Annotated in this window: 22 protein-coding genes; 9 read left to right on the forward strand and 13 right to left on the reverse strand. The window is 70.5% G+C overall.

Going from position 1 to position 26,688, the window contains the following annotated elements; all coding sequences use genetic code 11:
* Positions 1–276: 276 nt before the first annotated feature.
* Positions 277–1,269, forward strand: a complete 993-nt coding sequence (locus IEY33_RS04160; RefSeq protein WP_188961019.1) for an SDR family NAD(P)-dependent oxidoreductase — start codon at positions 277–279, stop codon at positions 1,267–1,269.
* Positions 1,270–1,502: 233 nt separating this feature from the next.
* On the opposite strand, the gene IEY33_RS04165 is transcribed toward IEY33_RS04160, so the two are convergent.
* The 5 genes from IEY33_RS04165 to IEY33_RS04185 form a co-directional block, all read right to left on the reverse strand.
* Complete coding sequence (locus IEY33_RS04165) at positions 1,503–2,681, reverse strand: zinc-dependent alcohol dehydrogenase (protein ID WP_188961020.1); 1,179 nt, start codon at positions 2,679–2,681, stop codon at positions 1,503–1,505.
* Complete coding sequence (locus IEY33_RS04170) at positions 2,678–3,448, reverse strand: SRPBCC family protein (protein WP_229670758.1); 771 nt, start codon at positions 3,446–3,448, stop codon at positions 2,678–2,680. The genes IEY33_RS04165 and IEY33_RS04170 overlap by 4 nt, the downstream gene beginning before the upstream one ends.
* Positions 3,449–3,869: 421 nt before the next feature.
* A complete protein-coding gene (locus IEY33_RS04175; RefSeq protein WP_188961021.1) occupies positions 3,870–4,742 on the reverse strand; it encodes a DMT family transporter in 873 nt (290 codons plus the stop codon).
* Positions 4,743–4,810: 68 nt separating this feature from the next.
* Complete coding sequence (locus IEY33_RS04180; RefSeq protein WP_188961022.1) at positions 4,811–5,332, reverse strand: DUF1697 domain-containing protein; 522 nt, start codon at positions 5,330–5,332, stop codon at positions 4,811–4,813.
* A 45-nt stretch (positions 5,333–5,377) separates the two neighbouring features.
* On the reverse strand, positions 5,378–6,433 hold the full coding sequence (locus IEY33_RS04185) for an AraC family transcriptional regulator (RefSeq protein WP_188961023.1): 1,056 nt from the start codon (positions 6,431–6,433) through the stop codon (positions 5,378–5,380).
* A gap of 116 nt (positions 6,434–6,549) precedes the next feature.
* On the opposite strand from IEY33_RS04185, the gene IEY33_RS04190 reads away from it, so the two are divergent.
* The 3 genes from IEY33_RS04190 to IEY33_RS04200 all read left to right on the forward strand — a co-directional run bounded on the left by IEY33_RS04190 (position 6,550) and on the right by IEY33_RS04200 (position 10,117).
* Positions 6,550–7,920, forward strand: coding sequence for a flavin-containing monooxygenase (locus IEY33_RS04190; protein WP_188961024.1), 1,371 nt, complete (start codon positions 6,550–6,552; stop codon positions 7,918–7,920).
* A complete protein-coding gene (locus IEY33_RS04195) occupies positions 7,917–8,840 on the forward strand; it encodes an SDR family NAD(P)-dependent oxidoreductase (RefSeq protein ID WP_188961025.1) in 924 nt (307 codons plus the stop codon). Before IEY33_RS04190 ends, IEY33_RS04195 begins: the two co-directional genes overlap by 4 nt.
* A 119-nt stretch (positions 8,841–8,959) precedes the next feature.
* On the forward strand, positions 8,960–10,117 hold the full coding sequence (locus tag IEY33_RS04200; RefSeq protein ID WP_188961026.1) for an MFS transporter: 1,158 nt from the start codon (positions 8,960–8,962) through the stop codon (positions 10,115–10,117).
* A 337-nt stretch (positions 10,118–10,454) separates the two neighbouring features.
* Here IEY33_RS04200 and IEY33_RS04205 read toward each other — a convergent pair whose 3' ends face one another.
* The 8 genes from IEY33_RS04205 to IEY33_RS04240 form a co-directional block, all read right to left on the reverse strand.
* The gene (locus tag IEY33_RS04205; RefSeq protein ID WP_188961027.1) at positions 10,455–13,313 is read right to left on the reverse strand and encodes a family 78 glycoside hydrolase catalytic domain; all 2,859 of its coding nucleotides are present in this window, start codon (positions 13,311–13,313) and stop codon (positions 10,455–10,457) included.
* Positions 13,310–15,934, reverse strand: coding sequence for a beta-glucosidase (locus IEY33_RS04210; RefSeq protein WP_188961028.1), 2,625 nt, complete (start codon positions 15,932–15,934; stop codon positions 13,310–13,312). Before IEY33_RS04210 ends, IEY33_RS04205 begins: the two co-directional genes overlap by 4 nt.
* Positions 15,931–16,815: a carbohydrate ABC transporter permease gene (locus tag IEY33_RS04215; protein WP_188961029.1), complete on the reverse strand. Its 885-nt coding sequence runs from the start codon at positions 16,813–16,815 to the stop codon at positions 15,931–15,933. The genes IEY33_RS04210 and IEY33_RS04215 overlap by 4 nt, the downstream gene beginning before the upstream one ends.
* 1 nt (position 16,816) lies before the next feature.
* Positions 16,817–17,695, reverse strand: a complete 879-nt coding sequence (locus IEY33_RS04220; RefSeq protein WP_188961030.1) for a carbohydrate ABC transporter permease — start codon at positions 17,693–17,695, stop codon at positions 16,817–16,819.
* Positions 17,696–17,770: 75 nt separating this feature from the next.
* Positions 17,771–19,012: an ABC transporter substrate-binding protein gene (locus tag IEY33_RS04225; RefSeq protein WP_188961031.1), complete on the reverse strand. Its 1,242-nt coding sequence runs from the start codon at positions 19,010–19,012 to the stop codon at positions 17,771–17,773.
* A gap of 80 nt (positions 19,013–19,092) precedes the next feature.
* Complete coding sequence (locus IEY33_RS04230; RefSeq protein WP_188961032.1) at positions 19,093–20,304, reverse strand: ROK family protein; 1,212 nt, start codon at positions 20,302–20,304, stop codon at positions 19,093–19,095.
* Between the two features lie 452 nt (positions 20,305–20,756).
* Positions 20,757–21,899, reverse strand: coding sequence for a sensor histidine kinase (locus IEY33_RS04235; protein WP_188961033.1), 1,143 nt, complete (start codon positions 21,897–21,899; stop codon positions 20,757–20,759).
* A gap of 16 nt (positions 21,900–21,915) precedes the next feature.
* Positions 21,916–22,578, reverse strand: a complete 663-nt coding sequence (locus IEY33_RS04240) for a response regulator transcription factor (RefSeq protein ID WP_188961034.1) — start codon at positions 22,576–22,578, stop codon at positions 21,916–21,918.
* A 73-nt stretch (positions 22,579–22,651) separates the two neighbouring features.
* Here IEY33_RS04240 and IEY33_RS04245 point away from each other — a divergent pair, with 73 nt between their 5' ends.
* The 5 genes from IEY33_RS04245 to IEY33_RS04265 are packed head-to-tail and all read left to right on the forward strand — an operon-like array spanning position 22,652 to position 26,687.
* A complete protein-coding gene (locus IEY33_RS04245; protein ID WP_188961035.1) occupies positions 22,652–23,761 on the forward strand; it encodes a hypothetical protein in 1,110 nt (369 codons plus the stop codon).
* Positions 23,758–24,342, forward strand: coding sequence for a hypothetical protein (locus tag IEY33_RS04250; protein ID WP_188961036.1), 585 nt, complete (start codon positions 23,758–23,760; stop codon positions 24,340–24,342). Before IEY33_RS04245 ends, IEY33_RS04250 begins: the two co-directional genes overlap by 4 nt.
* Positions 24,343–24,352: 10 nt before the next feature.
* Complete coding sequence (locus IEY33_RS04255; protein WP_188961037.1) at positions 24,353–24,844, forward strand: hypothetical protein; 492 nt, start codon at positions 24,353–24,355, stop codon at positions 24,842–24,844.
* Positions 24,841–25,218, forward strand: coding sequence for a hypothetical protein (locus tag IEY33_RS04260; protein WP_188961038.1), 378 nt, complete (start codon positions 24,841–24,843; stop codon positions 25,216–25,218). Before IEY33_RS04255 ends, IEY33_RS04260 begins: the two co-directional genes overlap by 4 nt.
* Positions 25,215–26,687: a 4Fe-4S binding protein gene (locus tag IEY33_RS04265; protein ID WP_188961039.1), complete on the forward strand. Its 1,473-nt coding sequence runs from the start codon at positions 25,215–25,217 to the stop codon at positions 26,685–26,687. The genes IEY33_RS04260 and IEY33_RS04265 overlap by 4 nt, the downstream gene beginning before the upstream one ends.
* Position 26,688: the final 1 nt, after the last annotated feature.

Consider the following 26,688-nt stretch of genomic DNA (forward strand, 5'->3'; position numbering starts at 1 on the left):
CCGAGCCGACGGGAACGCCGTGACGTTCGAGCCGCGCGGGCACCACTGGCATGGCGCGGCCCCGGCACCGCCATGCCACACATTGCCATTCAGGACACTGTGGACGCATTGAACGTCACGTGGCAGGCACACGTCACGGACGAGGAATACGATGCTCCGCCCGTTTCATGCGATTGACGCGGACACCGGACACCGCTCAAGGAACGGCCAACCTCCCCTGAAGGCATCTTCCGCTCCGCTCTCCCCGCTTCAGGGCGGCGCGTGCCACTCTGAGGGATGCGACCCACACGCCTGATTCTGCCCGCCGCCCTGCTGGCCCTGGCACTGCGCCGCCACTTTCTGCCGAGGTACACCCTGACGGGCAGGCGCGTGCTGGTCACCGGGGGGTCACGCGGCCTGGGGCTCGCGCTCGCACGGGAACTCGGGGCGCGCGGGGCACGCCTGGTGCTGCTCGCCCGCGACAGGGAAGAACTGGACACGGCCGTCCGGGACCTGCGCGGACGGGGCGTGCAGGCCGAGGCCCTGATGGCCGACGTGACTTCCGAGGACTTCGAGGCGGTGCTGCAACAGGCGGCCGAGGTGTACGGCGGGGTGGACGTGCTCGTGAACGTGGCGGGCGTGATTCAGGCGGGCCCACTCCCGAACCTGACCATCCAGGACTACCACGAGGCGATGGACACCAACTTCTACGGGCCGCTGCGGGCCATGCAGGCCATGAGGCCACACCTGCAGCGCAGCGGGGGCCGCGTCCTGAACGTCGCGTCCGTGGGCGGCCGGGTCGGCGTGCCGCACCTCGCCGGGTACAGTGCCAGCAAGTTCGCGCTGGTGGGCCTGGGGCAGGCGTGGCGTGCGGAACTGGCGCGTGAGGGCGTGACGCTCACGACGGTCCTGCCGGGCCTGATGCAGACCGGCAGCGCCCGCAACGCGGCCATCAAGGGAAAGCACGCCGCCGAGTACCTGCTGTTCGCGACGCTGGACAACCTGCCGGGCCTGTCCCTCCGGGCAGATCAGGCAGCCCGCCGGATCGTGGACGCCCTGGAGCGCGGGGACGCGGAGGCCGTGATCGGCGGACCGGCCCGCCTGATGATCTCGGCGCAGGCGGTCGCGCCGCAGCTGTGGGCGGACCTGATGGGCCTCGGGGCGCGCCTGCTGCCGTCCGCCGGGCCGGACGACTCGCGCCGCGCGGGCCGCGAGGTGGAGAGTTCCCTCACGCGCGCGAATCCCGTCAAGCGCCGTGCGGAGGCAGAATTCAATGAGCTGCAGACCTGACCGGAACACGCGAAGAGACGGGCCGGACCACCCCGGATAGAGTGGTCCGGCCCGTGCCGTTTCATACGGTTTTGATCCGATTCCAGGGATGCCGGAAACAGCACCGACATCCCTTCTTGGGCAGAACAGCGCCCTGCAGGACGCTTGCCCGCTTCCATCTCCTCCAAACCGTACTTTTTGGTGCTCGCTTCGCTCGGCTGAACTCTACAAGTTCAGCTCAACACCGTATCACTTCAGGCCCAGGGGTCGAGGACGACCTTGATGCAGTGGTCCTGCTTGTCACGGAACGTCTGGTAGAGGCGCGGCGCGTCGTCCAGGCGTGCGCGGTGCGTGATCACGAAGCTCGGGTCGATGTCGCCCGCCTCGATGCGTTTCATCAGCGGATCCAGGTACCGGTGCGTGTGCGTCTGCCCCATCCGGAAGACGAGACCCTTCGCGAAGGCCGCGCCCATCGGCATCTTGTCGACCAGGCCGCCGTACACGCCGGGCATGCTGACGGTGCCGCCCTTCGCGCAGCTCTGGATGGCCCACCTCAGCGCCGTGATCCGGTCGAAGGTGAGGCGCGCCCGCTGCTTGACGGTGTCGGCGAGCGCGCCCGGCCCGTGCCCGTGCGCTTCGAGGCCCACCGCGTCGATCACGTGGTCCGGGCCGCGCCCGCCGGTGCGTTCCTGCAGGCCGATCAACACGTCCTCCAGTTCGTAGTTCAGGGTGTCTGCCCCGCCGCGCGCCGCCATCTCCAGGCGCTCCGGCAGGCGGTCGATCACGATGACGCGCGCCGCGCCGAGCATCATGGCGCTGCGGGCCGCGAACTGCCCGACCGGGCCCGCCCCGAAGACCGCCACCACGTCCCGTCCGGGCGTGATGCCGCAGTTCTCGGCCGCCTGATACCCGGTCGGGAAGATGTCCGTCAGGAACAGCACCTGTTCGTCCTTCACGCCGTCCGGCACCACGAACGGCCCGACGTCCGCGAACGGAACGCGCACGTACTGCGCCTGCCCGCCCGCGTACCCGCCGTACAGGTGCGAGTACCCGAACAGTCCCCCGCCGCTCACGGCGCCGTACAGGGCCTCGGCCATGCGGTGGTTGGGGTTGGAGTTGTCGCACGCGGAGAACAGGCCGCGCCTGCACGGGTCGCACAGTCCGCAGGCGATGTTGAACGGCACGACGACCCGCTGCCCGACCCGCAGCTTCTTCACGTCGCGCCCGACCTCGATCACTTCGCCCATGAACTCGTGCCCGAGCAGGTCGCCGCGCTCCATGCTGGGAATCACGCCGTCCATCAGGTGCAGGTCCGACCCGCAGATGGCTGTGCTGGTCACGCGGATCAGCGCGTCCGTCGGGAGGAGCAGTTCCGGGTCCGGCACCGTCTCCACGCCGATCCTCCCGGCGCCCTGCCACACGACGCCCTTCATACCTTGCCTGCCCGGACGCCGCGTCCGCTCGTCTGGCCTTTCGCGGTGGGAATGAAACCCAGCTCCATGATGCGTTTCAGTCTCATCAGGTCGTCCCTCGTGCGCTGTCCAGGCTCGTGGTTGAGGATGCGGGCGATGGCCGCGCCGGCCGGTCCGCCGGGCGGGGCGTACCCGTAGCGGGCGAGCACCTCGGTGCCGCGGTCGCCGGGCGCGGGCCGGAACGTGACCTCGCCGTGATGCTGGACGCCCGGGCCGGGGACGGTCCGCCACGCGATGCGCTGGCCGGGCTCGTCGGCCGTCAGTTCGGCCTCGAACGTCAGGGGACCGGCCGGGCCGCGCACCGTCCAGCGGGACCGTGTGCCGTGCAGCACCTCGATGCGCTCCAGCATCTCCATGAAGTCCGGGAGGCGCGACAGGTCACGCCAGCGGGCGTACACCTCGTGCGGGGGGCGACCCACCGTCACCGCTTCCCGCACGAGGATCTCCCCGGCGTCGTTCTGCCGGAGCTTGAGCGCGTCGTACAGCGGATTGCGGCCGGTGGCGGCCAGTGTGACGAGACCACCCCCCAGTGCCAGGAGCGCCACGCGCGCCAGTGGTCCGTGCCGCCTCCCGAAGGCCAGCGTGCCCACGCCCGCCGCCAGCGCGCCCCACACGGCCCGTTCCGGACCGCTGCTGATGGCCGGACGGTTCAGCGGATTGGGCGGCAGGGACGACCGCACCTGCGGGGCCTCGACGCCGCCCGCCCGGACACGGTTCCCGCCGGTCACGATGGACCTCCGGGATGTCCAGCGGACCTGCTGCAGCCCCGCATGGACAGGTGAACGAGGATTCGCGTCTGGACCGGCGCAGCGGGCAGGGCGGCGGCTGAAGTGCTGTGTTCACGCATGAGCCCGTTCTACCGGCAGGAAAAGGCGACAAAGACCGGTCCACCCACCTTTTGAACGCTTCCCCAAGCGGGACGGCCCGCAGGATGAACGTGAAGTGCCACAATTCCCACACTCATCGCGGGAACAGGCAACGGCTGACCGGTCCGAACGGCATACCGCTCGTGCAGGAGTCCTCTACCCGAACAGGAAGGAGGAAGGACGCCGCACCACAGTCAGAGGGGCCGGCCCGGTCCGCACAGTGCGCCCCAGCCCTGACCGGTGGGCATGAATGGAGGTCGTCCGGCGATGAGGATCCACTGCCTTACGCCCGCGCCGCGAGCGCCACCCCCGCCACACACACCGCCAGTCCCCCCAGCGACAGCGGCGTCAGCCGCTCCCCGAACAGCAGGAACGACTCCAGCACCGCCAGCGGCGGCACGAGATAGAAGAGGCTCCCCACCCGCGCGGCAGGCAGGTCCCGCAGCAGGCGCATCAGCAGCAGGATCGCCCCGACCGACAGCACCAGCACCAGCCATGCCAGCGACACCACGAACTCCGCGTTCCAGTGAATCACGCCGCCCCCACGCGCCAGCGTCACCAGACCGAGCGCAGCCGCACTCGCCACGTACTGCGCCGCCGTCCCGCCCAGCAGCGGCATGTCCGCCCCCGCCCGCCGCTGGTACAGCGTCCCGGCCGTCGTGCACAGCAGCGCGAAGCCCGCCGCGAGCAGCGCCGGGACACCCATCACCGCCCCGCCCGGCGCGCGGCCCGACACGACCAGCAGCACCCCCACGAAACCCAGCGCGAGCCCGCCCCACTGCCGGGCACTGACACGCTCCCCCAGCACCGGCCACGACAGCAGCCCCGTCAGGATCGGCTGCAGGCCCACCAGCACACTCGTGATCCCGGCCGGAAGGCCCAGCCAGATCGCCGTGGTGACGCCTCCCAGATACCCGGCATGCAGCAGCAGACCCGTCACGCCCGCCCGGCCCGCCTGTGCCCGCGACGGCCACGACGCGCGCAGCACAAGGGTCAGCAGCACCATCAGCACCGCCGCGAGCGCGAACCGTACCGTCAGGTACGCGAACGGATCGGCGTTCCGCGCCGCGCCTTTCGTCCCGATGAACCCGGTGCTCCAGAGCAGGACGAACAGCAGCGGCGCGGACGACAGCAGCAGGGAACGCAGACGGGACATACGGCAAGGCTAGAGCATGCACCCGGGCCGGGTAGGCCAGCCGCCCGGCCTGGCGCGGTGGGCGGCGTTCACCCGCCCAGCAGGGCAGCGACCGCCTGCACCGTCCGCCAGTTGCGGACCGTGGCCGATACGCCCAGCACCCGCTCCAGCACCGCGTGCGACAGTTTCAGGTTCCGGACCCCCACCGGCACCGTCTGGTACACGGTGCGGCCCACCACCTCCCAGCGTTCCGGACGCACGTCCCGCCCGCGCAGGACGGCCACCGCGTCCGCGTGCGGCACCGCGCCCAGGAACGCGACCGTCACGGCTTCCGTGGACAGGTGCTCGGGGCAGCCTGTCGCCACCTCCCGCCACTCTTCGGCCGTGCGCAGCGTCACCGGCACCGGAAACCCGTACCGTTCCGCCAGCGCGCCCTCCAGCCGCCCGCGCAGGTCCGGGGCCTCACCCGCACCGAATACGGCGTTCCCGCTCTGAAGGTACGTGCGGACGTCACGTGCCCCCAGGTCGCCCAGCAGGGCGCGCAGGTCCGCCATCGGGACCTGACGCTTCGCTCCGAGATTGATGGCGTGCAGCAGCGCGACCGTGGTCATGCCCGTCATGCTACAGGGCGCGCCGCGCGCCGTCCCGCACCTGCCTTACCTCGTGCGGCGCACGTCCAGCGGCGTGAGGCCCGTCCAGAGCTTGAGGGCGCGGCGGAAGCTGCGCGCGTCGCTGAATCCCAGCCGCTGCGCGATCTCCTCGACGCTCAGGTCGGAGTGCCTCAGCCATTCGTCCGCCTGCTCGCGGATCATGTCGGCCCGCACCTCCCGGAAGCTCGTGCCGAGCAGTTCCAGGTGGTGCCGGACGGTGCGGGGGTGCAGGTTCAGGGCGCGGGCGACGTCGCTCAGGCGGCGGGCGTCCGGCGACAGCACGCGCAGCTGATCGCGGACGCGGACGTCGGTGGGGGCGTGCGTGCCGTGCCCGTGGGTGTTCGCGAGGCGGTCGCACCACTGCAGGGCGTCCTGATGCGTGACGGGATCGTGCCGCAGCAGCGGGAGGCGCAGCGCCTGCTCCGGAAAGGCGAGCAGGTACGCGCCGCTCCCGAACTCCACGTTCCGGAAGGTCCGCTGGTGGTGCAGGCGCGCGGTGAGCGGCAGGTCGGCGCGCGCGATCTCGACGCGGGCCGCGCGGAGATCCTGGCCGGTCTCGCTGCGGATGATGGCGAGGAGGCTGGAGAGGAGTTCCTCGGCGAGGAAGCCCTCGACGTGCGGGTGCAGGTGCAGGCCGCCGTGAAGGTGCAGCTGCACCTCGCCTGCCGTGTACCGGGCGTCCAGCAGGAGCGGCGTGCCGATGAGCCGCTGGTACTTCAGGCCCACCTGCAGGGCCTCGCCCAACGTCGGGGAGGTCATCATGGCGATCCCGGCCGGGCCGAAGGACGTGAGGGTCTGTCGCCCGCCGATCTCGATGCCGAGGGCCGGGACGTGCGCCTGCCGCCGCAGGACGGTGTCCACGATGGCGTTCACCTGGCGCGTGGTGAGGGTCGGCGGGGGCCGCAGGTGCAGGACGTCGTCGCGCCATGCGGTCAGGTACAGCGCGGGATCGCCGTCCTGGCCTTCCCCGACGAGGTCGAGGAGGGTTCGCCACAGGACCGGCGCGAACTGCAGGGACCCCTGGACCTGCGGAGCGTCACGCCTTCGATGTCGGTCGCCCATTTTGTCCCCCTGCTGTCCACTATAGCCCTGTGCGGCGTCCGGGCACCGTGGTCCCATGAGGGTCATCAGGACCACGCGGGCCACCAGCGACCGCTGCCCCGCGACAAGGAGCGAACATGACGGACAGAACGTATTGCATCATCGGGGCGGGGCCGTGTGGACTGTCGCTGGCACGCGCGTTCCGTCAGGCCGGCGTCCGCTACGAGCAGTTCGAGAGGCACAGCGACGTCGGCGGCATCTGGGACACGCAGAACCCCGGCACGCCCATGTACCACAGCGCGCACTTCGTATCGTCCAAGACGCAGTCGGGCTTTCTGGGCTTCCCCATGCCGGACGACTACCCGGACTACCCCTCCAACCGGCAGATCCTGGAGTACCTGCGGTCCTTCGCACGCACGTTCGGCCTGTACGAAGGCGTCCGGTTCGGGGTGTCGGTGCGGGACGTCCAGCCGGACGGACGCGAGTGGCGGGTGACCTTCAGTGACGGTCAGGAACGCACGTACGCCGGCGTGATCTGCGCGACCGGCACCAACTGGGAACCGCAGGTGCCCACGTACCCCGGCACCTTCACCGGCGAGGCCCGGCACAGCGTCACGTACAGCCACCCGGACGAGTTCCGCGGCAAGCGCGTGCTGATCGTCGGGGCGGGCAATTCCGGCTGCGACATCGCCTGCGACGCCGCCCGAAACGCCTCGGCGGCCTTCGTGAGCGTCCGGCGCGGCTACCACTTCATCCCCAAACGCGTGTTCGGCCAGCCGTCCGACGCGTTCGCCGCCAAGGGACCTCACCTGCCCAGGACCGTGGAACGCACCGTCATGCAGGGCCTGCTGAAACTGGTGGTCGGCGACCTCACCCGCTACGGCCTCCCGAAACCCGACCACCGCCTGTTCGAATCGCACCCCATCGTGAACGACCAGCTGATCCACCACCTGTCGCACGGCGACGCCCGCATCAAGCCGGACATCGCCCGCTTCGAGGGTGACGAGGTGGTCTTCAGGGACGGCTCCAGGGAAACCATCGACCTGATCCTGTACGCGACCGGGTACACCATGAACATCCCGTACGCCCGGCCGTACTTCGAGTGGCGCTCCGAACGCCCCGACCTGTACCTCACGGTCTTCAACCGGCAGCACCGCAACCTCTTCGGACTGGGGTACCTGGAGACGGACGCGGCCCTGTACGGCATGGCCGACTGGATGTCGCACATGCTGACCCGCTACCTGCAGGACCAGGCGCAGCACCCGGGCGAGACGCGGCCCTTCGACACCCTGATCCGGCACGACCGCACCGACCTGTCCGGCGGACCGCACGTCAACTCGCCCCGGCATGCCATGTACATCGAGCACCGCGCATACATGCAGCACCTGCGGACCCTGTGCCGCCGCCTCGGCTGGTCCGAACCGGACACGGCGGCCCTCTCCACACCGGTCCGGCCCGCCGCGGCCCCCGCCGCCACGGCACGCGGCGACCTCGGGGTGACCGCGTGAGCGCCGCACGCGACCCGCACGGCTGCGTGGCCGTCATCACGGGCGCGGCGGGCGCCATCGGCACGGAAATCGCCTTCCTGCTCGAACGGGCCGGCGCGCACCTCACCCTGGTGGACCTGGACCTGCCGCGCCTGGAGCTCCTGCAGGCGCAGCTGAGACGGCCCGCGCAGCTCATCGCGGCAGACCTGACGAACGCCGACGACATCCGGCGCGTGCGCCAGGACGTGATCGCGCACCACGGCACCTGTCACCTGCTCGTCAACAACGCCGGGATCGTGAAGGTCGAAGCGTTCGAGGAGACGACCGCCGACTCGGTCGAGCAGGAACTCCGCATCAACCTGCTCGCGCCCGCCCTCCTCAGCCGGGAATTCTTCCCGTGGCTGTGCCTGGGCAGCTGGCAGGGCGACCGCTGGCAGAAAGGCCAGATCGTCAACATCGTGTCGATGGCCGGCATCATGCCCATCGCGGAAAGCGCGGTGTACACCGCGTCGAAGTACGGTCTGCGCGGCCTGATGCTGGCCCTGCACCAGCGCTTCGAGCCGCGCGGCGTGCACGTGAGCAGCATCCTGCCCGGCGCTGTCGACACCGGAATGCTGCGGCACGAGGCGACGCACGGCGGGTCGCCCCTGAACTTCCTGAGCGAACCGCAGACGCCAGGGCAGATCGCGCAGGCCGTCATGAAGACCGTCCGGCACCCCAGGGTCGAGCGGTACGTGCCGATGAGCGACGGCGTGTCCAGCCTGCTCGTCATGCTGTTCCCCGGCCTGCTCGCCAGACTCGTGCCGTTCATGAGCGGCATCGGGGAACGCGGACGGAAACGCTACCTGCATCAGCGCGGGCTGCAGGCCGTCCAGCAGGCGCAGGCACGCCCGGCGGCCCGCGCCGCACCCGAACGGCCCGCCACGGCCCGCACCGCCTGAACCTCAGCCGCACCGATACCAGGGACACCGGACCACCATCAAGAAGGAGGACGCGCAGCACGCATGCCCCACTCACCCTGCCCCCCCGAACCGCCGTCCCCGTCCGCACCGGGGGCACCGTGAACCGCTGGGCCATCCTGGGCGGGTACGCCCTCCTGAGCGCCTGCACGCAGACGCTGTGGCTCACGTACGCTCCGCTGACGGTGGAGTCGGCCGCCGCGCTGCACACCAGCGTCGCGCACGTCGGCTGGCTGTCCGCCGTGTTCCAGCTGCTGTTCATCCTGCTGTCCGTCCCGGCCGGACGTGCCCTCGACCGGCGGTTCGGGCTGGCGCTCGGCGGCGGGGCCGCCCTGACCGCCACCGGCGCCCTGCTGCGGGTGGCCGGGCCGGACGGGTTCGGATGGCAGCTGGCCGGGCAGTGCCTGATCGCCGTGGCTCAGCCGTTCATCCTGAACGCCGTCACCGAGATCGCCGACCGGTACTTCCCGCCGCACGAACGCACCCTGGTCGTCTCGGTCGGGACGGCCAGCCTGTTCCTCGGCATCCTGATCTCGATGATGACAGGACCGCTCGTGTACGCGCACGGCGGCCTGTCTGCCGTGCTGGACTCACAGCTGGCGGTCACGGCCCTCGCGGCCGCCTGGGTGACCGTGGCCGTCCGTTCGCCCGCCCGGCATGCCGCCCGTGCTCCGGTGGCCCGCCCGGACGCAGCGCTGTACCGCGACCCGATCCTGTGGCGGCTGGGCGTCCTGCTGTTCCTCGGGTACGGCGCGTTCATCTCGCTGAGCACCTGGCTGGAAGCCATCCTGAACGGCTACGGGATCGGCAGCGTGCAGAGCGGCACCCTGACCGGCCTGATGATCCTCGCGGGCATGATCGGCTCGGCCGTCCTGCCGCCCCTGGTGGTCGCGCGGCACCTCGACCGGCGCATGATCCTCGCGTCCCTCGCGCTGGGCGTGACGGCCCTCGCGGCCGTCGCGTGGCACCACTCGCTTCCCTGGGTGGGCGCGTGGCTCGCCCTGTGCGGCCTCTTCACGATGTCCACCCTGCCCGTCATCCTGCACCTCGCCGAGCAGCACGTGGGCGAAGGCGTGCAGGGCGCCGCGGTGGGCTTCCTGCTGCTGCTCTCCAACGCGGGCGGACTGGTGCTGGTGCTGGTCGTGCAGCCGCTCGTGGGCGTCACGCCGTGGCCCCTGCCGGTCCTGACCCTCGCGCTCGCACTCGCCTGGCCCGTCGCGTACCGACTGCCGGGCCGGGCGAGAGTCATCCCGACTTGAGCCGAACTCCTGGAGTTCAGCCGAGCGGAAGGAGCGCCAACGCGTGCGGTCTGGAGGAGTGGAAGCGGGCAAACGTTTTCTTCTTCGGAGATGTACCAGTCCCGTGCGGAGCTGTACCAGTCGTGGGCGCTGATCTGCCCGGGAAGGGATGCCGGTGCACTTTCAGTCATCCCAGTTGGATCAACACCGGATGACCGCGCGCGCACGTGCCTGACTGCCCACCCCGAGACGGCACGCTGCGCTTTCCTGGGTTTCGGTGAGGACAGCGCGGCGCGGAGGGACCGGTCGGTGGGCCGGTTCCCGTTCCTGGTCGTTCGTGCCCTGTCCCGCAGACCCGCTACCGGTGCTCTCCGAGCAGGACCCGTGCGGCCGGGTGTTCGTTCAGCCGGGTCTGCAGGGCGTGGGCCAGCGCGTCGCGGAGCGGCACCCCGAACAGCGCTCCCCGGAGGGTCATCGTTCCGGCCGCACTCTGGAAGGCGCGCCGGAACGCCTGGACGTGCTCGGCGGAATGGGCTTCCACCACTTCGAGAACCGCACGGTACACCTGCGGCTGGACCCGCAGCTCGTCGTAGGTGCTGTCCAGCGTGACGGGCGTCGGCGCGGCCGCCGGAGCCTGCGGCCGCCGCCAGGTGTGCGTGCCTGCTCCCACCTCGAACACCTCCCCGGTGGTCGGCAGCGTGACGCGGGCCGAGGTGTTGGGCGGCACGACGACCTCCAGCACGAGTTCGCCATGCTCGATGAACCATCCCGACACCGCTTCCCCGTACGGCGTGATGTGGCGGGCGCGGGCGCGGGTGAAGGTCCCGCCCGGCAGGGGGCGGATCTCCAGGCGACGGTAGCCGGGTTCGGCGGGGGCCAGGCCCGCGACGCTGCGGTGCAGCCAGTCGGCCACCGCGCCCAGGGCATAGTGGTTGAACGACGTCATCTCACCGGGGTTGAGGCTGCCGTCGGGCAGCATGCTGTCCCAGCGTTCCCAGACGGTGGTGGCACCCATGGTGACGGGGTAGAGCCAGCTGGGGCATTCCTCCTGCGTCAGCAGCAGGTACGCTTCCTGCACGGCTCCCACCGCGCACAGCGCGTCGCAGATCAGCGGCGTGCCGACGAAGCCGGTGCTGATGTGATCGCCGTTCTCCCGGAGGAGCACCTTCAGGCGCTCGCCCGCCTTGTGCCGTTGGCCGTCGGTGCCCAGCAGCCCGAACGTCAGGCCGAGGGCGTAGGCGGTGGCCGAATCGCTGATGATCTGACCGCTGGGCGTCACGTACTCGCCATTGAAGGCGGCCCGGACGTCGCGTGCCAGGTTCAGGTACGTCTCGCGCGCTTCGGGTCGCCCGAGCACGTCTGCGGCGCGTCCCAGCAGTTCGGCGGACCGGGCGAAGTACGCGGTCGCGACCACGCCCGGCTGGGTGCGTCCGGCGGCCGCGTTGTCGGGCGGGGCCGCCGGGTCGAGCCAGTCACCGAACTGGAAGTCCTGCGTCCAGAGCAGCGATTTTCCGGCACGACCGGCGACGTAGTCCACCCAGCGCTGCATGCTGGAGAACTGCGCGGCCAGGATGTCGCGGTCGCCGTACCGCTCGTACAGCGCCCAGGGCACGAAGGTGGCCGCGTCACCCCACACGGCCGCCACGATGGGCGTTTCGAGGACCTGCGGCACCACGCAGGGCACGCCCCCGTCGGGGAGCTGATCGGCTGCCAGGTCGGCCAGCCACGAGCGGAGGAACCCGGCCGTGTCGTACAGGAAGGTGGCGGTGGGGGCGAACACGCCGATGTCGCCCGTCCAGCCGAGCCGTTCGTCGCGCTGCGGGCAGTCGGTGGGCAGGTCGAGGAAGTTGCCGCGCATGCCCCAGACGATGTTCTCGTGCAGCCGGTCGACGAGAGGTTCGGAGCTTTCGAACCAGCCGCGGCGTTCCAGGTCGGAATGCACCACCACCGCTTCGAGGGACGCCGGGTCGAAGGGTCCGGGCCAGCCGTCCACCTGCACGTACCGGAAGCCGTGGAAGGTGAAGCGTGGTTCCCAGACGTTCTCGCCGTCTTTCAGGGTGTACCGGTCGGTGCATTCGGCGAACCGCAGGGGTCTGGTGCCGAGTTCGCCGTGTTCCAGCACCTCGGCGTGCCGCAGCGTCACGGTCTGTCCGGCCTCGCCGTTGACGCGCAGCCGCACCCAGCCGACCAGGTTCTGCCCGAAGTCCACCAGCGTCCTGCCGGAAGGCGAGGTGTGAACGGACACCGGAGCGAGCGTCTGGATGCGGCGCACGGGTGGTCCGTCGGGGGCGACCAGGGTGCCGAGGTCGTGGTGCACGGCCCGGACGCCGGTCCAGTGTCGGTCCTCGAATCGCGGGGTGTCCCAGCCGGGCTGCTCCAGCCGCGCATCGCAGGTCTCGCCGTCGTAGAGGTCGCTGGCCCGCACGGCACCGGTACTGGCCCGCCAGCGTTCGTCGGTCACGACGCGTTCCAGCGTGCCGTCGTCGTAGCGCAGTTCGAGCTGGGCCAGCAGTGCCAGCCGCTCGCCGTACAGGTTGCGTCGTCCGCCTCCGAAGCCCAGGCGGCCCCGGTACCAGCCGTCGCCGAGCATGGCCCCGAGGGCGTTCTCTCCGGTTGTCAGCTGCGCCGTCACGTCGAAGGTCTGGTAGCGCAGGCGGTGACGGTAACTCGTCCAGCCGGGGGCGAGCCAGTGATCGCCCACCCGTGAGCCGTTCAGGCGCGCCTCGTACACCCCGAGGGCCGTGACGTACAGGCGCGCGGAGCGCAGTCCGGGCCGCACGGTGAAGGTCGTGCGCAGCAGCGGGGCAGGCTGGGGACGGGTCAGGTCCTCGTCCCAGTCGGGGGTGACGAATCGGGCCTGCCAGTCGGCGGGCGTCTGCAGGCCCGCCTCGACGCTGAGCGGCTCACTCCACGCGGACGCCGAACCGTCCCGTCCCCACACGCGGACCCGCAGTCGGCGCTGCTCCCGGGACGTGAGCGGTGTGAACGGCCACGCCACCAGCACCGACCCGGCGCTCTGGACGCGCGGCGTTTCTTCGAGCACCTGACCGTCCACACCCAGGCTCTGCAGCTGAAAGGCCGCCTGCATCCAGTTCGGGGCGTCGGTCTCGGTCCGCCACGACAGGCGCGGAGACGGTTCGCCGATGCCGAGCGCGTCCTGATGATGCTCGGCGTGCAGGTGCACGGCCCGGGGCGGGGGAGTGGGGAGGAACGTCATACAGGGCTGACCTCGGGGGCGGGCGAAAGGCGGAAGGAGACGGAAAGCGGAAGGTCGACGGAGGACGCGCCGACCAGCAGACGGGCCACGCCGTCCGCCTGCGCCCAGCCGTCCGAGTCTGAATTCCAGCGTGAGAAGGGCCGGTCCGGCGAGTGGTGGTCGAGGTGGACGGCCACTCGCCGCTGCTCGCCCGCGTCCAGGGTGACGCGCGCCCAGCCGACCAGTCTGCGGGGCTCCGCGTGCTGCGGTTGCCCGGCGACCGGAGGCAGGTGCAGGTACACCTGGGCCGTTTCCGTTCCCGGACGGCTCCCGGTGTTGCTGACCGTGAACTCGGCGCTCAGGCGGCCGGCCGCGTCAGCGACGAGCCTGAGGTCGGCGTACCCGAAGGTCGTGTAGGACAGACCGGAACCGAACGCGTACCTGGGCGTCAGGCCGAGGGCCTCGTAGCCCCGGTACCCGACATTCAGGCCTTCGCTGTACTGCACCGTGCCGTCCACGCCGGGGTACTCGGCGGGACGGGTCAGCGGTGAACGGTCGAGGCTGTGCGGGAAGCTGAGCGGCAGGCGGCCCACCGGGTGCGTGTCGCCCAGCAGCAGCCGGGCCAGGGCCGCGCCCTGCCGCTGGCCCGGGTACCAGGCGGCCAGGATGGCCGCAGCACCTTCCTCCCAGGCGGACACGTCCACCGCGCCGCCGCTCATCATCACGACCACCGTGCGGGGATTGGCCGCGGTGACGGCCGCGATCAGGTCTTCCTGATTGCCGGGCAGGGTGAGGGCGGGCCGGTCCATCGCCTCGCTCTCGAAGGTCCGGACGACCACGACCGCCACGTCGCACGAGCGCGCCAGGTCAGCCGCTTCCCGAAGCCGGGACGGGACGGTTCCCGCCGGGGGTCGCCAGCCCAGTCGTACCTGAGCGCCGAACAGGAAGTTCTGCTCGGGCAGGTCGGCGGCGTACTCGACCCTGACGGGGACGGTCTCGCCTTCGTTCAGGGTGAGCTGCGCCGTGAAGGTCGGCGTGCCGGTGCCCATCCAGCGCAGGCCGTCGGCGCGCGTCTCGCTGACCAGGCCGCGTGAGGGCCGTGCACCGGGCGCGTCCAGCAGCAGCGTGTCGCCCAGCCACACCCGGCCTGATCCGGCGCAGGTGAGGCTGAAGGTGTACTCGCCGCTCGAAGGTGCGGTGAGCGTGCCCTCCCAGCGGACCGACATGGCCACCGGCAGGCCCTCCGGAGTGGGCAGGTGGCGGGCCGAGGCCGCGCTGAAGCCGGGCAGGTCGAAGAAACCGCGGTTCAGTTCCGCGCCGGGTTCCGTGCGGGTCAGCAGCGGCTCGCCGCTGAAGCTGGCGTTCGGCCAGTACGTCGCCTGCAGGCCCGGCTGCCCGCTCCCCGAATCCAGCACCGAAGAGGGCAGAGGCGGCAGGCCTGGCAGCAGCGCGCCCGGTCCGATGGGGTCGGTGCCGGGCGCGAACCGCACGTCCACGCCCGTCCCCAGCCGCTCTCTCAGGCCGTCCAGCACGCTGACGCTTTCCACGGGCCGCACGAGGGCGCTTCCGCCTCCCGCGGCACACACGCTGTCGGCGTCCGGGCCGATCACCGCGACCCGCTTCAGCGTCCCGGCGTCCAGCGGCAGCAGGTGGGCGTTCTTCAGCAGCACCGCGCTCTGTTCGGCGATGGTCTGCGCCACCTGCGCGTGGGCCGCGAAGTCCGGCGGCGATTCCTGCCCGGCACGTGCGGTCATCAGGCCCAGCGAGGGCCGCAGGATCCGCCGCACCATTTCCGTGAGGACCGCGTGGTCGAGCCTGCCCTCGTTCAGGGCCGCCGTGAGGCGCTCTCCCCACTGCGGCGCGAAGGTCAGTTCCCAGTCGAGGCCCGCCAGTGCCGACGGGAGCGTGCTCTGGTTGGCGCCGAAATCGCTCATCACCCAGCCGCGAAACCCCAGCTGGCCGCGCAGCACGTCCGTCAGCAGGGCGCGGTTGTCGCACACGAACTCGCCGTCCACCCGGTTGTACGACGCCATCACCGAGGCCGCCCCGCCCTCCCGAATGGCGGCCTCGAAGGGCGGCAGGTACAGTTCGTGCAGCGCCCGGGGGTCCGCCAGCACGTTGACGGTGTGACGGGCGTCCTCCTGGTTGTTCAGCAGGTAATGCTTCAGGCACGCCTGCACGCCGCGCCGCTGGATCGCCTGCACTTCCGGCACGACCATGCGGCTCTGCAGCAGCGGGTCCTCCCCGAACGACTCGAAGGTCCGCCCGGCCAGCGGCGCGCGGGCCAGGTCGATGGCCGGGCCGAGCAGCACGTTGTGGCCGGTGGCGGCCGCCTCGGCGCCCAGCACGTCACCGTACTGCCGGGCCAGGTCCGGGCTCCAGGTCGCGGCCAGCGCGATCGGGGCGGGCAGGGCCGTGCCGCGTCCCTCGTTGGAGGTGCCCGCCCCGCGCCGGATGCCGGCCGGGCCGTCCGCCAGGTGAAACAGCGGCACGCCGCTGGCCGTGACCTGCCCAGCATCCGGCGCGCCCAGGATGACCTGCCCGCTGACCAGCCGCACCATGTCGTCGGGGGACAGTTTCGCCAGGACGGCCTCCACCTGCTGTTCGAGGGCCGGATCGCCGGTCCAGTCGCTGGCGGTCATCCCTTCACCGCTCCGGCAGTCAGGCCCTTCATGATCTTCTGATTGAGCAGCAGGTACACGATCACGGTCGGCGCGACCGCCAGCGTCACCGACGCGAACGTCGGTCCCCACTCGCGCTGCCCGTACTGCCCGGCGAAGTTCAGCAGGCCCGCCTGAATGGTCCGCAGGTCGGGATTGTTGATGAAGGTCAGCGAGACGAGCAGGTCGTTCCACATGAAGAAGAACTGCACCAGCGCCACCGTCACCACGCTGTTCATCACCATCGGCAGCACGACCTTCCAGAACACCTGGTAGATGGTCGCGCCGTCCACGACGGCCGCCTCGATGATCTCCCGGGCGAAGTTCCTGAAGTAGCCGGTCAGGAAGAAGATGGTGGTGGGCAGTCCGAACGCCGTGTACGTCAGGATCAGTGCCCAGCGGGTGTCGAGCAGGTGGGCCCTGAAGTACATGGTGAAGAGCGGCAGCAGCACCATCTGGATGGGGATCATGATGCCGAGCAGGAACAGCAGCGACACGCTCGTCTTGAGACGCCAGCGCATGATTTCCAGCCCGAAGGCGGCGCCCACGCCCATCAGGATCACCAGGGCGAGCGAGGGAATCACCGACAGCAGGCTGTTCACGAAGTACAGGTTCATCTTGCCGACCGTCCAGGCCCGCACGAAGTTATCGAAGCTGAAGGTTCTGGGCAGCGCCCAGATCACGCCGCCGGAGAACTCGTCGGCGGTCTTGAAGGACGACAGCAGCATCCAGACGAGCGGGTACACCGTCACGACCAGCACCAGCGCGACGATCACGAAGAGCGGAACCGACTGCAGGCGTTCGGCGAGCGGGTGCGGCCTGCCGGAACGTTCGGCCAGCGGCGCGGGGGCGATTCTGGTCATGTCAGTTCTCCCTGGAGCGGCGGATGATGATGAGCGAGACGATCATGCACAGCAGCGTCAGGGCCACCGCGATGGTGCTGCCGTACCCGTACTGGCTGTACGAGAAGGACGTCTTGTACATGTACAGCGTCAGCGGGGTGGTGGAGGTGCCGGGGCCGCCGCCGGTCAGGGCCAGCACCGAGTCGAAGACCTTCAGCGTGCCGTTCAGGCTGAAGATCAGCGAGGTGACGATCACGGGAGTCAGCAGCGGCAGGATGATGAACTGCGTGAGCTTCCAGCCGTGCGCTCCGTCGAGGCGGGCGGCCTCCAGGGTGTCCTCGGGAATGTCCATCAGGCCGGTGTACAGCAGCACCGCGTACAGCCCCATCGCCTTCCAGACGTCCATGACGACGATGACCCAGAAGGCGCTGCCGCCCTGCCCCAGCCACGGCTGAACGAGGTCGTCGAGGTGAACGGCATGCAGGAAGCTGTTCAGGAAACCGTACTGCGGGGCGATGGCGAACAGCTTCACGAACAGCTGCGCCACCGCCACGGTCGGCAGCACCACCGGCAGGAACACCAGGGTACGGACGAGCACCGAACTGCGCTTCAGGTAGAAGCTGTACAGCAGCGCCAGCATCAGCCCGAAGAACACCTGCCCCGCCGACACCAGCACGGCGTACTTGACGCTGAACCACAGGGCCGACCAGAACGCCGGGTCCTGCGCCAGCCGCACGTAGTTGCTCAGGCCCACGAAATGAAAGCCCGCGATGACCGAGCCTTCCGTCAGGGTGTAGCCCAGGGACCAGACGATCGGAACGACCAGAATGACGACGAACAGCAGCAGGGCCGGGCCGACGAAGACAGTGATGGCCCGCCAGTCGCGGAGCGTCCGTTCCATGGTGCCTCCTTTCACGCGGCGGTGAAGCGGAATGGGCCGGACGCCGCGCGCCGTCCGGCCCACTGGGAGGAGGGCTTACTTCAGGGCGTCCTGGAGTTTGCTCATGTAGTCCTGGGGCGTGATGTCGCCGGTCACCAGCAGCTGCGCGTTGTCGGTGGCGACGGAGGTGGCCTTGGGGCTGAAGTTGGCCTCGAACCACAGGTAGCCGTTCTTGACGGCTTTGAGTTTCGTCTGGGTCAGTGAGGTGAGGACCGGCAGGTTCCTGGGCGTCTGCGTCACGGTGAACCCGGTGATCATGCCCGACTCGGCGAGCGCCTTGTTGCCGTAGCGGGTGAACACGTACTTGATCCAGTTGCCCAGGTCGGCGTCGTTGAACTTCTGGTTCACGGCCGTGGAGATGCCGGTGTTCAGCGACCAGTCGTTGGTGCTGCCCTTGCCGCCGGTCACGGCGGGGAAGTTGAACAGACCGATGTTCTGCGTGCCGATCTTGTTGCGGGCGGCGTCGTTGAAGTCGCTCAGCACCCAGCTGCCCATGTAGATCATGGCGGCCTTGCCCTGCAGGAACTGGTCGACCGCCGTGGCGTAGTCGACGGTGTTGACGCCCTTGCCGAAGTAGTTCTTCTTTCCGAGGTCCTGCACGGCCCGGGCCGCCTCGACGAAGCCGGGATCGGTGAGCTTCAGCGTTCCGGCTTTGACCCTGTCCATCACGTCGTAGCCGTACTTGCGGGCCGCGTAGCCGCCGATCAGCCGGGTGAGCGGCCACTTCTGATCACCGGACGCCGCGAACGGCTGGAGGCCCTTGGCGTTCAGGGTGGCGGCGTCCTTGACCAGTTCGGCCCAGGTGCGCGGTTCCTTCAGGCCGTTCGCCGCGAAGATGGCCTTGTTGTACCAGAATCCCTCGATGTTCAGTTCGAGGGGCAGGGTCACGAGCCTGCCGTCGTTCTGGCGTTTGATGAGGGCGACAGCGGCGGGGTTCAGGGTGTTGTAGATGCCGAGCTTCTTGAAGGTGGCTTCCAGGTCGGCGGCCTGCCCGGTCTTGTACAGCTGGCCGAGCAGGGCGGGCTGATCGATGTTGTACACGGTGGGCAGGCTGCTGCTGGCGGCGAGCAGCTGGAGTTTCTGTGCCAGGTCGGTCTGCGGGGCGTTCTGGTAGGTGTAGGGGCTGGCGGGGTTGGTCTTCTGGTACTCGCGGGCCAGTTCGCCGATGATCTTGGTCGCGCCCTGATCTTCGTTCTGGACGGACAGGAACGTGACGGGGGCCGCGAGGGTGGTGCCGAGGACGAGCAGGGCGGACAGGGCAGCGGTGCGGGTGGTCATGGTGAACTCCTGGGTGAAAAACAGACAGGCGAAGCCATCCGTGCTGGAACCTCCAGACGGTGACGGGACGGGGTACGGGTTCAGGCGCGGTTCATGGCGTCGGCCTTGATCACCCCCCCGGTGTCGAAGGCATGCTGGATCGCCAGACTGGCCGCTCCCTGCGCCCAGGGCGTGAAGTCCTCACGGTCCCACGGCACGGTCTCGAAGGGCAGGTCGGCGGCCAGGCCGTCGAAGGCGAGCGCGGTCAGGGTGTCCTGCATGGGCTGGAAGTAGGCGTGCCCGAGGGCGGCGCCCTCACCGCCCACCACGATGAGTTCAGGATTGAGGGCATTGACGAGGTACGACAGGTGCAGTCCGAGCAGTTCGCCTGCTGCCCTGAAGACGCTCCGGGCGTCGGGGTCGCCGCTGCTGGCGAGCGCCGTGAGGGCCTCGATGGTCAGGCCGGTCCGGTCCGGGTGCAGCTGAGAATACTGGTCGAGCAGCGCCGGGAACGCCGTGTACGCCTCCAGGCACCCGTGGCGTCCGCAGCTGCACGGGCGGCCTCCCGGCACGATGACGTTGTGTCCGAATTCGCCCGCACCGCCGTTCCGTCCCCGGTACACCTCGCCGTTCACCACGAAGGCGGCGCCCAGGCCGCGGCCCACGGCGACCGTGATGAAATTGGTGGCCTGCCTGCCGTGTCCGAACAGACGTTGCGCGGCGGCAAAGCCGTTGACGTCGTTGTCGACCCAGGTGGGCAGGCCGGTCTGCTCCCGGACGAGGTCGGCGATCCGGACGTCGTGCCAGCCGAGCAGCGGCGCGTGAACGGCCATTCCGTGCCGCGCGTCGATCACGCCGGACAGACCGATCCCGATGCCGATCACGTCGGTGGGTGAGGTGCTGGCACTGCGGCAGAGCGTGCCGCAGATGGCGGCGATCTGAGCGGCGACGCCTTCCGGGGTCTTGGATGTCAGCGTCTCGCTGAGATGGCCGTGCACGCGGGTGGCGAGGTCGGTGAGGACGGCGTCGATCCTGTCTTCGCGCAGTTTCAGGCCGATGGCGAAGTGGGCGTCGTAGGCGATGTCGAGGTAGATGGGGCGGCGGCCTCCGGTCAGGCCCGCTGCTCCGACGCTGGTTTCGGTCAGCAGGCGGTCCTCGATCAGTTCTGCCGTGACGCCGGTGATGGAGGCGGGGCTGAGACCGGTGAGTTCGACGAGTCTGGTGCGGCTGGTGGGGCCGAGGCGGCGCAGGTGGTACAGGATGTTGCGGCGGTTGAGCGCTCGGAGTGCGCTTGGGTCTCCCTTGGAGATCATGATGTCCCTCGCAGTTGGTTTATTTACCTTGTGAAGTAACCAGAGCGTAACAGGTTCCCGGGAACAGGTCAACACCAGGAACAGACAGGGCCGCGGAACGTCCCAGAACCGTCCGGAGGGATGCCCACGAACGGTTGCCGCCTCATCCGGTGTCGGTCCGGTGACAGGGATGGCGGAAAGGGGACCGGCGTCCCTGCCTGTGCAGAACAGCGCCCATGACTGGCACAGCTCCGAAGGAGACTGGTACAGCTCCAGAGGAGAGGACGCCTGCCCGCTGCCATCTCCTCCAGACCGCAGGTGTTGGTGCTCGCAGCCGGGCGGCAGCTTCACGTTCCGCTCGGCTGAACTTGAGGCGTTCAGCTCCATTGGGGATCATCTACCGCAACCGTTCAACGGACCTGCCTGCCTGTTCCGCTGGCAGCACCGCCCGGCGTCGTGTGCCCCAGGCCGCGTCACGCCCTCTGCTGGGGGCCGTGGTCGTCCGGCCCGCCCGACCACGCCGGGAGGTGCACGGTGACGCTCAATCCCCCCCCATCGCGGGCCTGGGCGAGAAGGCGCCCACCGTGCGCTCCCGTGACGGCGCGGGCGAGGGCCAGGCCCAGGCCGGTCCCGCCGCTCCGGCGTGCCCGGGAGTCGTCCACGCGGTAGAAGCGTTCCGTCAGGCGGTGCAGGACGTCACGGGGGACACCCGGACCTTCGTCGGTCACGCGGACCGTGAGGGCGGCGGGCGTGAGGGCCGCGTGCACGTGGACGGCCGTGCCGGACGGCGAGTACTTCAGCGCGTTGTCGATCACGGTGCCCACTGCTCGCCGGACCAGCACGGCGTCCACGTGCACCTGCCCCTCTGCGGGGAACGTGAATGCGAGTCGGATGCCGCGCCGCGCCGCGACCGGCTGGAAGCTCTGCTGCAGCGGCGTCAGCAGTTCGGGCGCGCCGAGCGTGGTCCGGTGAAGACGCAGGTGGCCCGCGTCGGCCAGGGTGAGGGTCAGGAGCGACTCGGCGAGCGATTCGAGCTGATCGACCTGCGAGAACATCGGGGCGAGGTCCCCGGGAACGGCCGTGTAGATGCCGTCCTGCAGGCCCGCCAGCCGCAAACGCAGGGCCGTGATCGGCGTCCGGAGTTCGTGCGCGATCGCGGCGCTCTCGTACTGCCGTTCCTGCTCCAGGTGATGCAGGCGGCCGGCAGTCACGCGCAGGTGGTGGTCCAGCACGTTCAGTTCCCAGATGCCGTACGTCGGCAGGACCTGGGGCGGGGCCGTGAAGCGCCCGGTCGCGAGGGCCTCCAGTCGCCCCGACACGTCCTTCACGTACCGACCGTACCGCCGCGCGAGCAGCAGGGCCACGCCCGACGACAGCAGCAGCAGGGCGAGCAGCACGAAGGTCAGTTCACGGTCCACCACGCCGATCAGTTCAGCGAGCCCGGACCAGAAGTGCTCGCGCAGGCGCTGCCGGACCTCCACGAACTCCTGCTCCGGCAGGTGCGCGAGGACCGTCCCGATCCGCAAGAGCGCCGCGACGATCAGCACGGTGGTCACCGTGCCCAGTACCACGAGGTTCGTGACGGCCAGCCGCACCCACAGGCGTCTATGCCACACGTCCCCTGTCGGACCTTCAGTGGGTGGCATAGCGGTACCCCACGCCGAACACCGTCTCGATCCCGTGGTCCGCGCCCAGCTTGAGGCGCAGGTTGCGGATGTGCACGTCGACGGTGCGTTCCAGCGTGTCGCGCGGCTCGTCGCTCGACGCGAGCAGCAGTTCGGAGCGGCTGAAGACCCGTCCCGGCGCGGAGACGAGCTTGAGCAGCATCGCGAACTCGGTCGGTCTGAGTTCCAGCGTCTGCGTGCCCAGCAGCACGCGGCGACGCTGCACCTGGATGCTCAGGCCGCCGCGCCCGGCGACGTCACCGTTCACGCCGCTGCGCCGCAGGACGGCCTTCACCCGCGACACGAGTTCCTGCGGGTAGAAGGGCTTCGTGACGTAATCGTCCGCGCCGAGCGCGAAGCCTTCCAGCCGGTCCTCCTGCGTGACCCTGGCCGTCAGCGCGATGACGGGCGTGTCGTGCAGCAGCCGGATGGCGCGCAGCACTTCCCAGCCGGACAGGCCCGGCAGCATCAGGTCCAGCACGATCAGCGCGGGCCGCACACGCTCGAAGGCACTCAGGGCGGCAGGCCCGTCGTGCGCGAGTTCCACCCGCAGGTCCGCACGTTCGAGGTACCGACCGACCGTGGCCGCGATGTCCGGCTCGTCCTCCACCACCAGCACCAGGGGCAACATGCCAAGAGCATAGAGGGCCGGTGTTCACAACTTTTGAACACCTCTGCCCCACCGTACCGGGCGGAGGCAACACATGACACCCGATTCACGATCACTCGTTTCGTCCGCACCGAACGTCCCCCGCCCCGAATTCGAACGCCTGGGCGCCTGGGTGGCGCTTCTCGGCATCCTGAGCACCTTCTTCGGCCTGAGCTGGGACATCCAGTGGCACGTCGATGTCGGCCCCGACACCTTCTGGACCGTGCCGCACCTGTTCGTGTACTCGGGCGCGGCCCTGAGCGGCCTGGCGTCCCTGCTGGTCGTGCTGCTGGCCACGGCCCGCGCGTCCAGCGAGGCGGCCCCGCACTGGATCACCATTCTGGGGGGGCGCTTCCGTGGGCCGGTGGGCTTCTTCGTGAGCGGGTTCGGGGCGCTGGCGTTCCTGCTGTTCGGCCTGTTCGACCAGTGGTGGCACCTCGTGTACGGCTTCGACGTGGTGCTCGACTCGCCCCCGCACATCGGTCTGCTGCTCTCGATGGTCGTCACCATGATCGGCGCGGCCCTGATCTTCGTGCAGGGCCGACAGGTGCAGGTGTGGGGCTTTGTGACGAGCCTCGCCGTGAGCGTCGCCTTCGCGCTGCCGGTGTTCTCGCTGATGATGGCGCAGCTGGAGCAGACGTGGGCGTTCCTGGTGTTCCCGGGCCTCTTCATGGGGCTGGCACTGGCGCTGGCGGTGTCGGTCACGCGTCAGGTGCGGTGGGCGCTCGTGCTGACGCTGCTCGTCGCGGCATTCCGGGCCATCAACTGGTACGGCGTTCCGTGGGCGGACACCGTGTACGCCCACGCGCTCGGGTACACGCTGCGCGAGTCGGCGGAAGGGTACGCGTTCGTTCCGGCGCTGGCGCCGCTGCTCTCACCGCTGGTCGGGCTGGTCGTCACGGGCGTCCTGGCGTTCTGGCGGGCGCGGCGCTGGAACGCGCAGATCGGCATGGCGGCCGCGCTGGCCGTCACGGGACCGCTGCTGTTCGTCGGTCATCCCTTCGTGCCCGTGACGCTGGACCCGGTGGTGCTCGCGGTCGGCGCGGCCGTGGCCGGAGCGGCCGGCTGGCTCGGCTGGCAGCTGGGCGTCGTGATCCGCCACGCGAACCCGCGCCTGGAGCGGCGCGGCACGCAGGGCGTCACGTCCGGGACGGTGCGCCCGTGAGGGGGGCACGCCGCAGCGCGCTCGGCGCGTGCGTCCTGCTGGCGCTCACGGTGCCCGCCGCCGCGTCGGCCACCCCGGCCACCCCGGCCACGCCGACCACCCCTGCGGCCACGGCGGTCCGCTTCGCGCCGAACGTCGTGCACACCGAGACCATGCGGGTGGGGGCGAGGGAGGTGTCCGTGCAGTTCACGGGCGACTGGCCGCCCCTGGCGCAGAAATCGCTCGACATCATCTTCGCGCCGGGTCAGGGCACGCGAAACCTGCACGGCAGCTTCAGGGTGCTCGGACCGGACGGCCGGACGGAACTCGCGCAGCCGTACCTGCCGCGTTACCCGCGCGACGCGCGCTACTGGGGTCTGGACTCCACCGCCATTCCCAGCCAGGGACCGCACCGGCTGGTGCTGACGATCGGGCAGGACTCCGGAACCCTGACGTTCCCGGTCGGTCCCGCCCCGGACGGTCCGCCCCGGCCGCTCATCACCCTGATGGCGCTGCTGCCCGCCCTGGGCGTCCTGCTGCTCGCGGTGCGCGCGTGGTGGCGGGTCCGGCCGCTGCGGCACGTCGACGCGAGGCGGCTGTGAAGGGGCGGCTGTGACGGGGCCGCTTCGCGCGGCGGCCCTCGCCCTGACATTCGCGCTGGGCGTGGCGGGCGCGCACATCGTGCCGCTGGACGTGACCGTGTCCCGCGCCGGGGCGGGCATCGACGCCCGGGTCCGCAATCCCGACGGGACCGACCTGAGCGGCGTGCGGCTCGCGTACCGGCTCGGCCGCGACACGGCCCCCGTGCGCTTCGACGAGGTGCGGCCCGGCACGTACCGCTCGGCGGGACCGGTGCAGGTGCGGGCGGCCGGTCCCGTGACCCTGATCGACCGGACCTTCCCGGGCGAGGAGGCGGAGGTGCGCGTGACGACCGCCTGGCCGCCGCCCACGCCCACCTCCGCCAGGATTCCCGCGCGGCCGCTGCGCGGCGTGCCGGTGCAGCTCGGCCCGGAGATGCTGGTGCCGGTCGGGGTGGCCGTGGTGGGCGCCGTGGGGCTCGGGATCGCCGTGCGCCGCTCCGGGCGGCGGGGCGGGACGCCGTGAGTGCCCGGCGTTCTCCGGCCCTGATCCTGCTGCTCGCGTCGCTGCTCGTCGCGTGCGCGCGGCCTGGCACGGCTCCGCTGCAGCTGAGCCGCGTGGACGCCGCCGCCCTCCGCACGGGCGGGACGGCCGACCTGCGGCTGCGTGTCCGGGACGTGAACGGCGCGCCCGTGCAGGCGACGCACCTGACGGCGCACGCCGACATGCTGCACCCCGGCATGCCCAGCGTTCCCGGACGGGTGAGCGCCAACGCGGACGGGACCGTGACCGTGAGCGGGCTGGCGCTCGGCATGGCGGGCGACTGGGTCCTGACGGTCCGTACCGACACGCCCGGAGGTGAACGCGAGGGACAGGTGGCGTTCACCGTCCGCCCGTGACGACCCGCCCCGGCGTCCGCCCGGACCTGCTGCGCCTCCCGCTCGTGCGGGGACTGGTCCGGTGGCGGTATGCGCGCGCGCTGCTGCAGGTGCCGCTGCTGCTGCTGGCCGTGCTGGCCGTGTACGACGGGTTCACCGGTTCGGTCCTGCCGGGCCTGAACGTGGCGACCGTCAGCGTCTGGGTGCACTACCGGGGCCTGCTCGTGATCGCGCTCGCGCTGATGGGCAACCTCTTCTGCGCCGCGTGCCCGCTCATGCTGCTCCGCGCGCCCACGAACTGGCTGCGGCGGCATCTCGGGACGCGCCAGTGGCCCCGCCCACTGCGGAACAGGTACCTCACGCTCGGGCTGACGCTGGCGTTCCTGTACACCTACGAGGCGGCGCAGCTGTGGGCCAGTCCGGGCATCACGGCCGCGCTCATCGTGGGGTACTTCCTGGCGCTCCTCTTGACGGACGCTGTGTTCCCGGCAGGGACCTTCTGCCGGTACGTCTGCCCGCTCGGGAACTTCAACATGCTGCTGAGCGGCGTGTCGCCCACCATGATCCAGGCCCGCGACCCGGACGTGTGCCGCACCTGCACCGGGAAGGAGTGCGTGAACGGCGCACCCTCGCGGCCCACCGGCGGGATCGACGTGCAGGGCCTGCAGGTCCTCCCGATGCTGCAGGCGGCAGGCGAGCACGCCCGGCCCGCCCGGGTCCCCGCACCGACACCCGCATCCGCGTCCCGGCGGCCCGGCTGCGAGACGCGGCTGTACGTGCCGACCATCCGGAGCAACCACGACTGCACCCTCTGCCTGAACTGCGTGCGCGCCTGCCCTCACGACAACGTGGCGCTGGTCCTGCGGTCGCCGCTGCACGAGACGACCCGGCGCCTCCCGAAGCGCGACACGGCCCTCGCCCTGCTCGTCCTGGCATGGGGCGGAATCGTGAACGCCTTCGCCATGACGCCGCCCTTCACGCTCCTGCTGGACCGCCTTTCGGCGTGGCTCGGCAGCATGAACGTGCCGCTGCTGCTCGTCCCGGCCCTGCTGGGCCTGATCGGGGCCGGAGTCGCGGTCAGCGTCCTGGCCGCCCGGCTGGCGCGCGTGTCGTTCCGGCACGCCGGGCCGGTCCTGCTGCCCGCCTCGCTCGCCGTGTGGGGCGGGCACTACCTGTACCACTTCCTGCTGGGTGCGGGCACGCTGTGGCCGGCCGTGAGCGCGGCGCTCGCCCGGCTGGGCCTGCCGCTGCCTGAAGGGCCGCCCGCCTCCGTCCCCGTCGCGGATCAGGCCTTCGTGTGGCAGCTGACCCTCTGCGAGATCGCCCTGGCAGCCGCCCTCTGGAGTGTCCGGGCGCGCGTCCGGACAGCCATGCAGGTGGCAGGCGGGGAGGGCGTGCGCGCGTGGCCGCTGTTCGCGCTGTGCCTGCTGTACGTGGGTCTGGCCGTGTGGGTGTTCTCCCTGCCGATGCAGGTCCGCGCCGGACTCTGAG

The organism is Deinococcus aquiradiocola (assembly GCF_014646915.1).
Classification (GTDB): Bacteria; Deinococcota; Deinococci; order Deinococcales; family Deinococcaceae; genus Deinococcus; species Deinococcus aquiradiocola.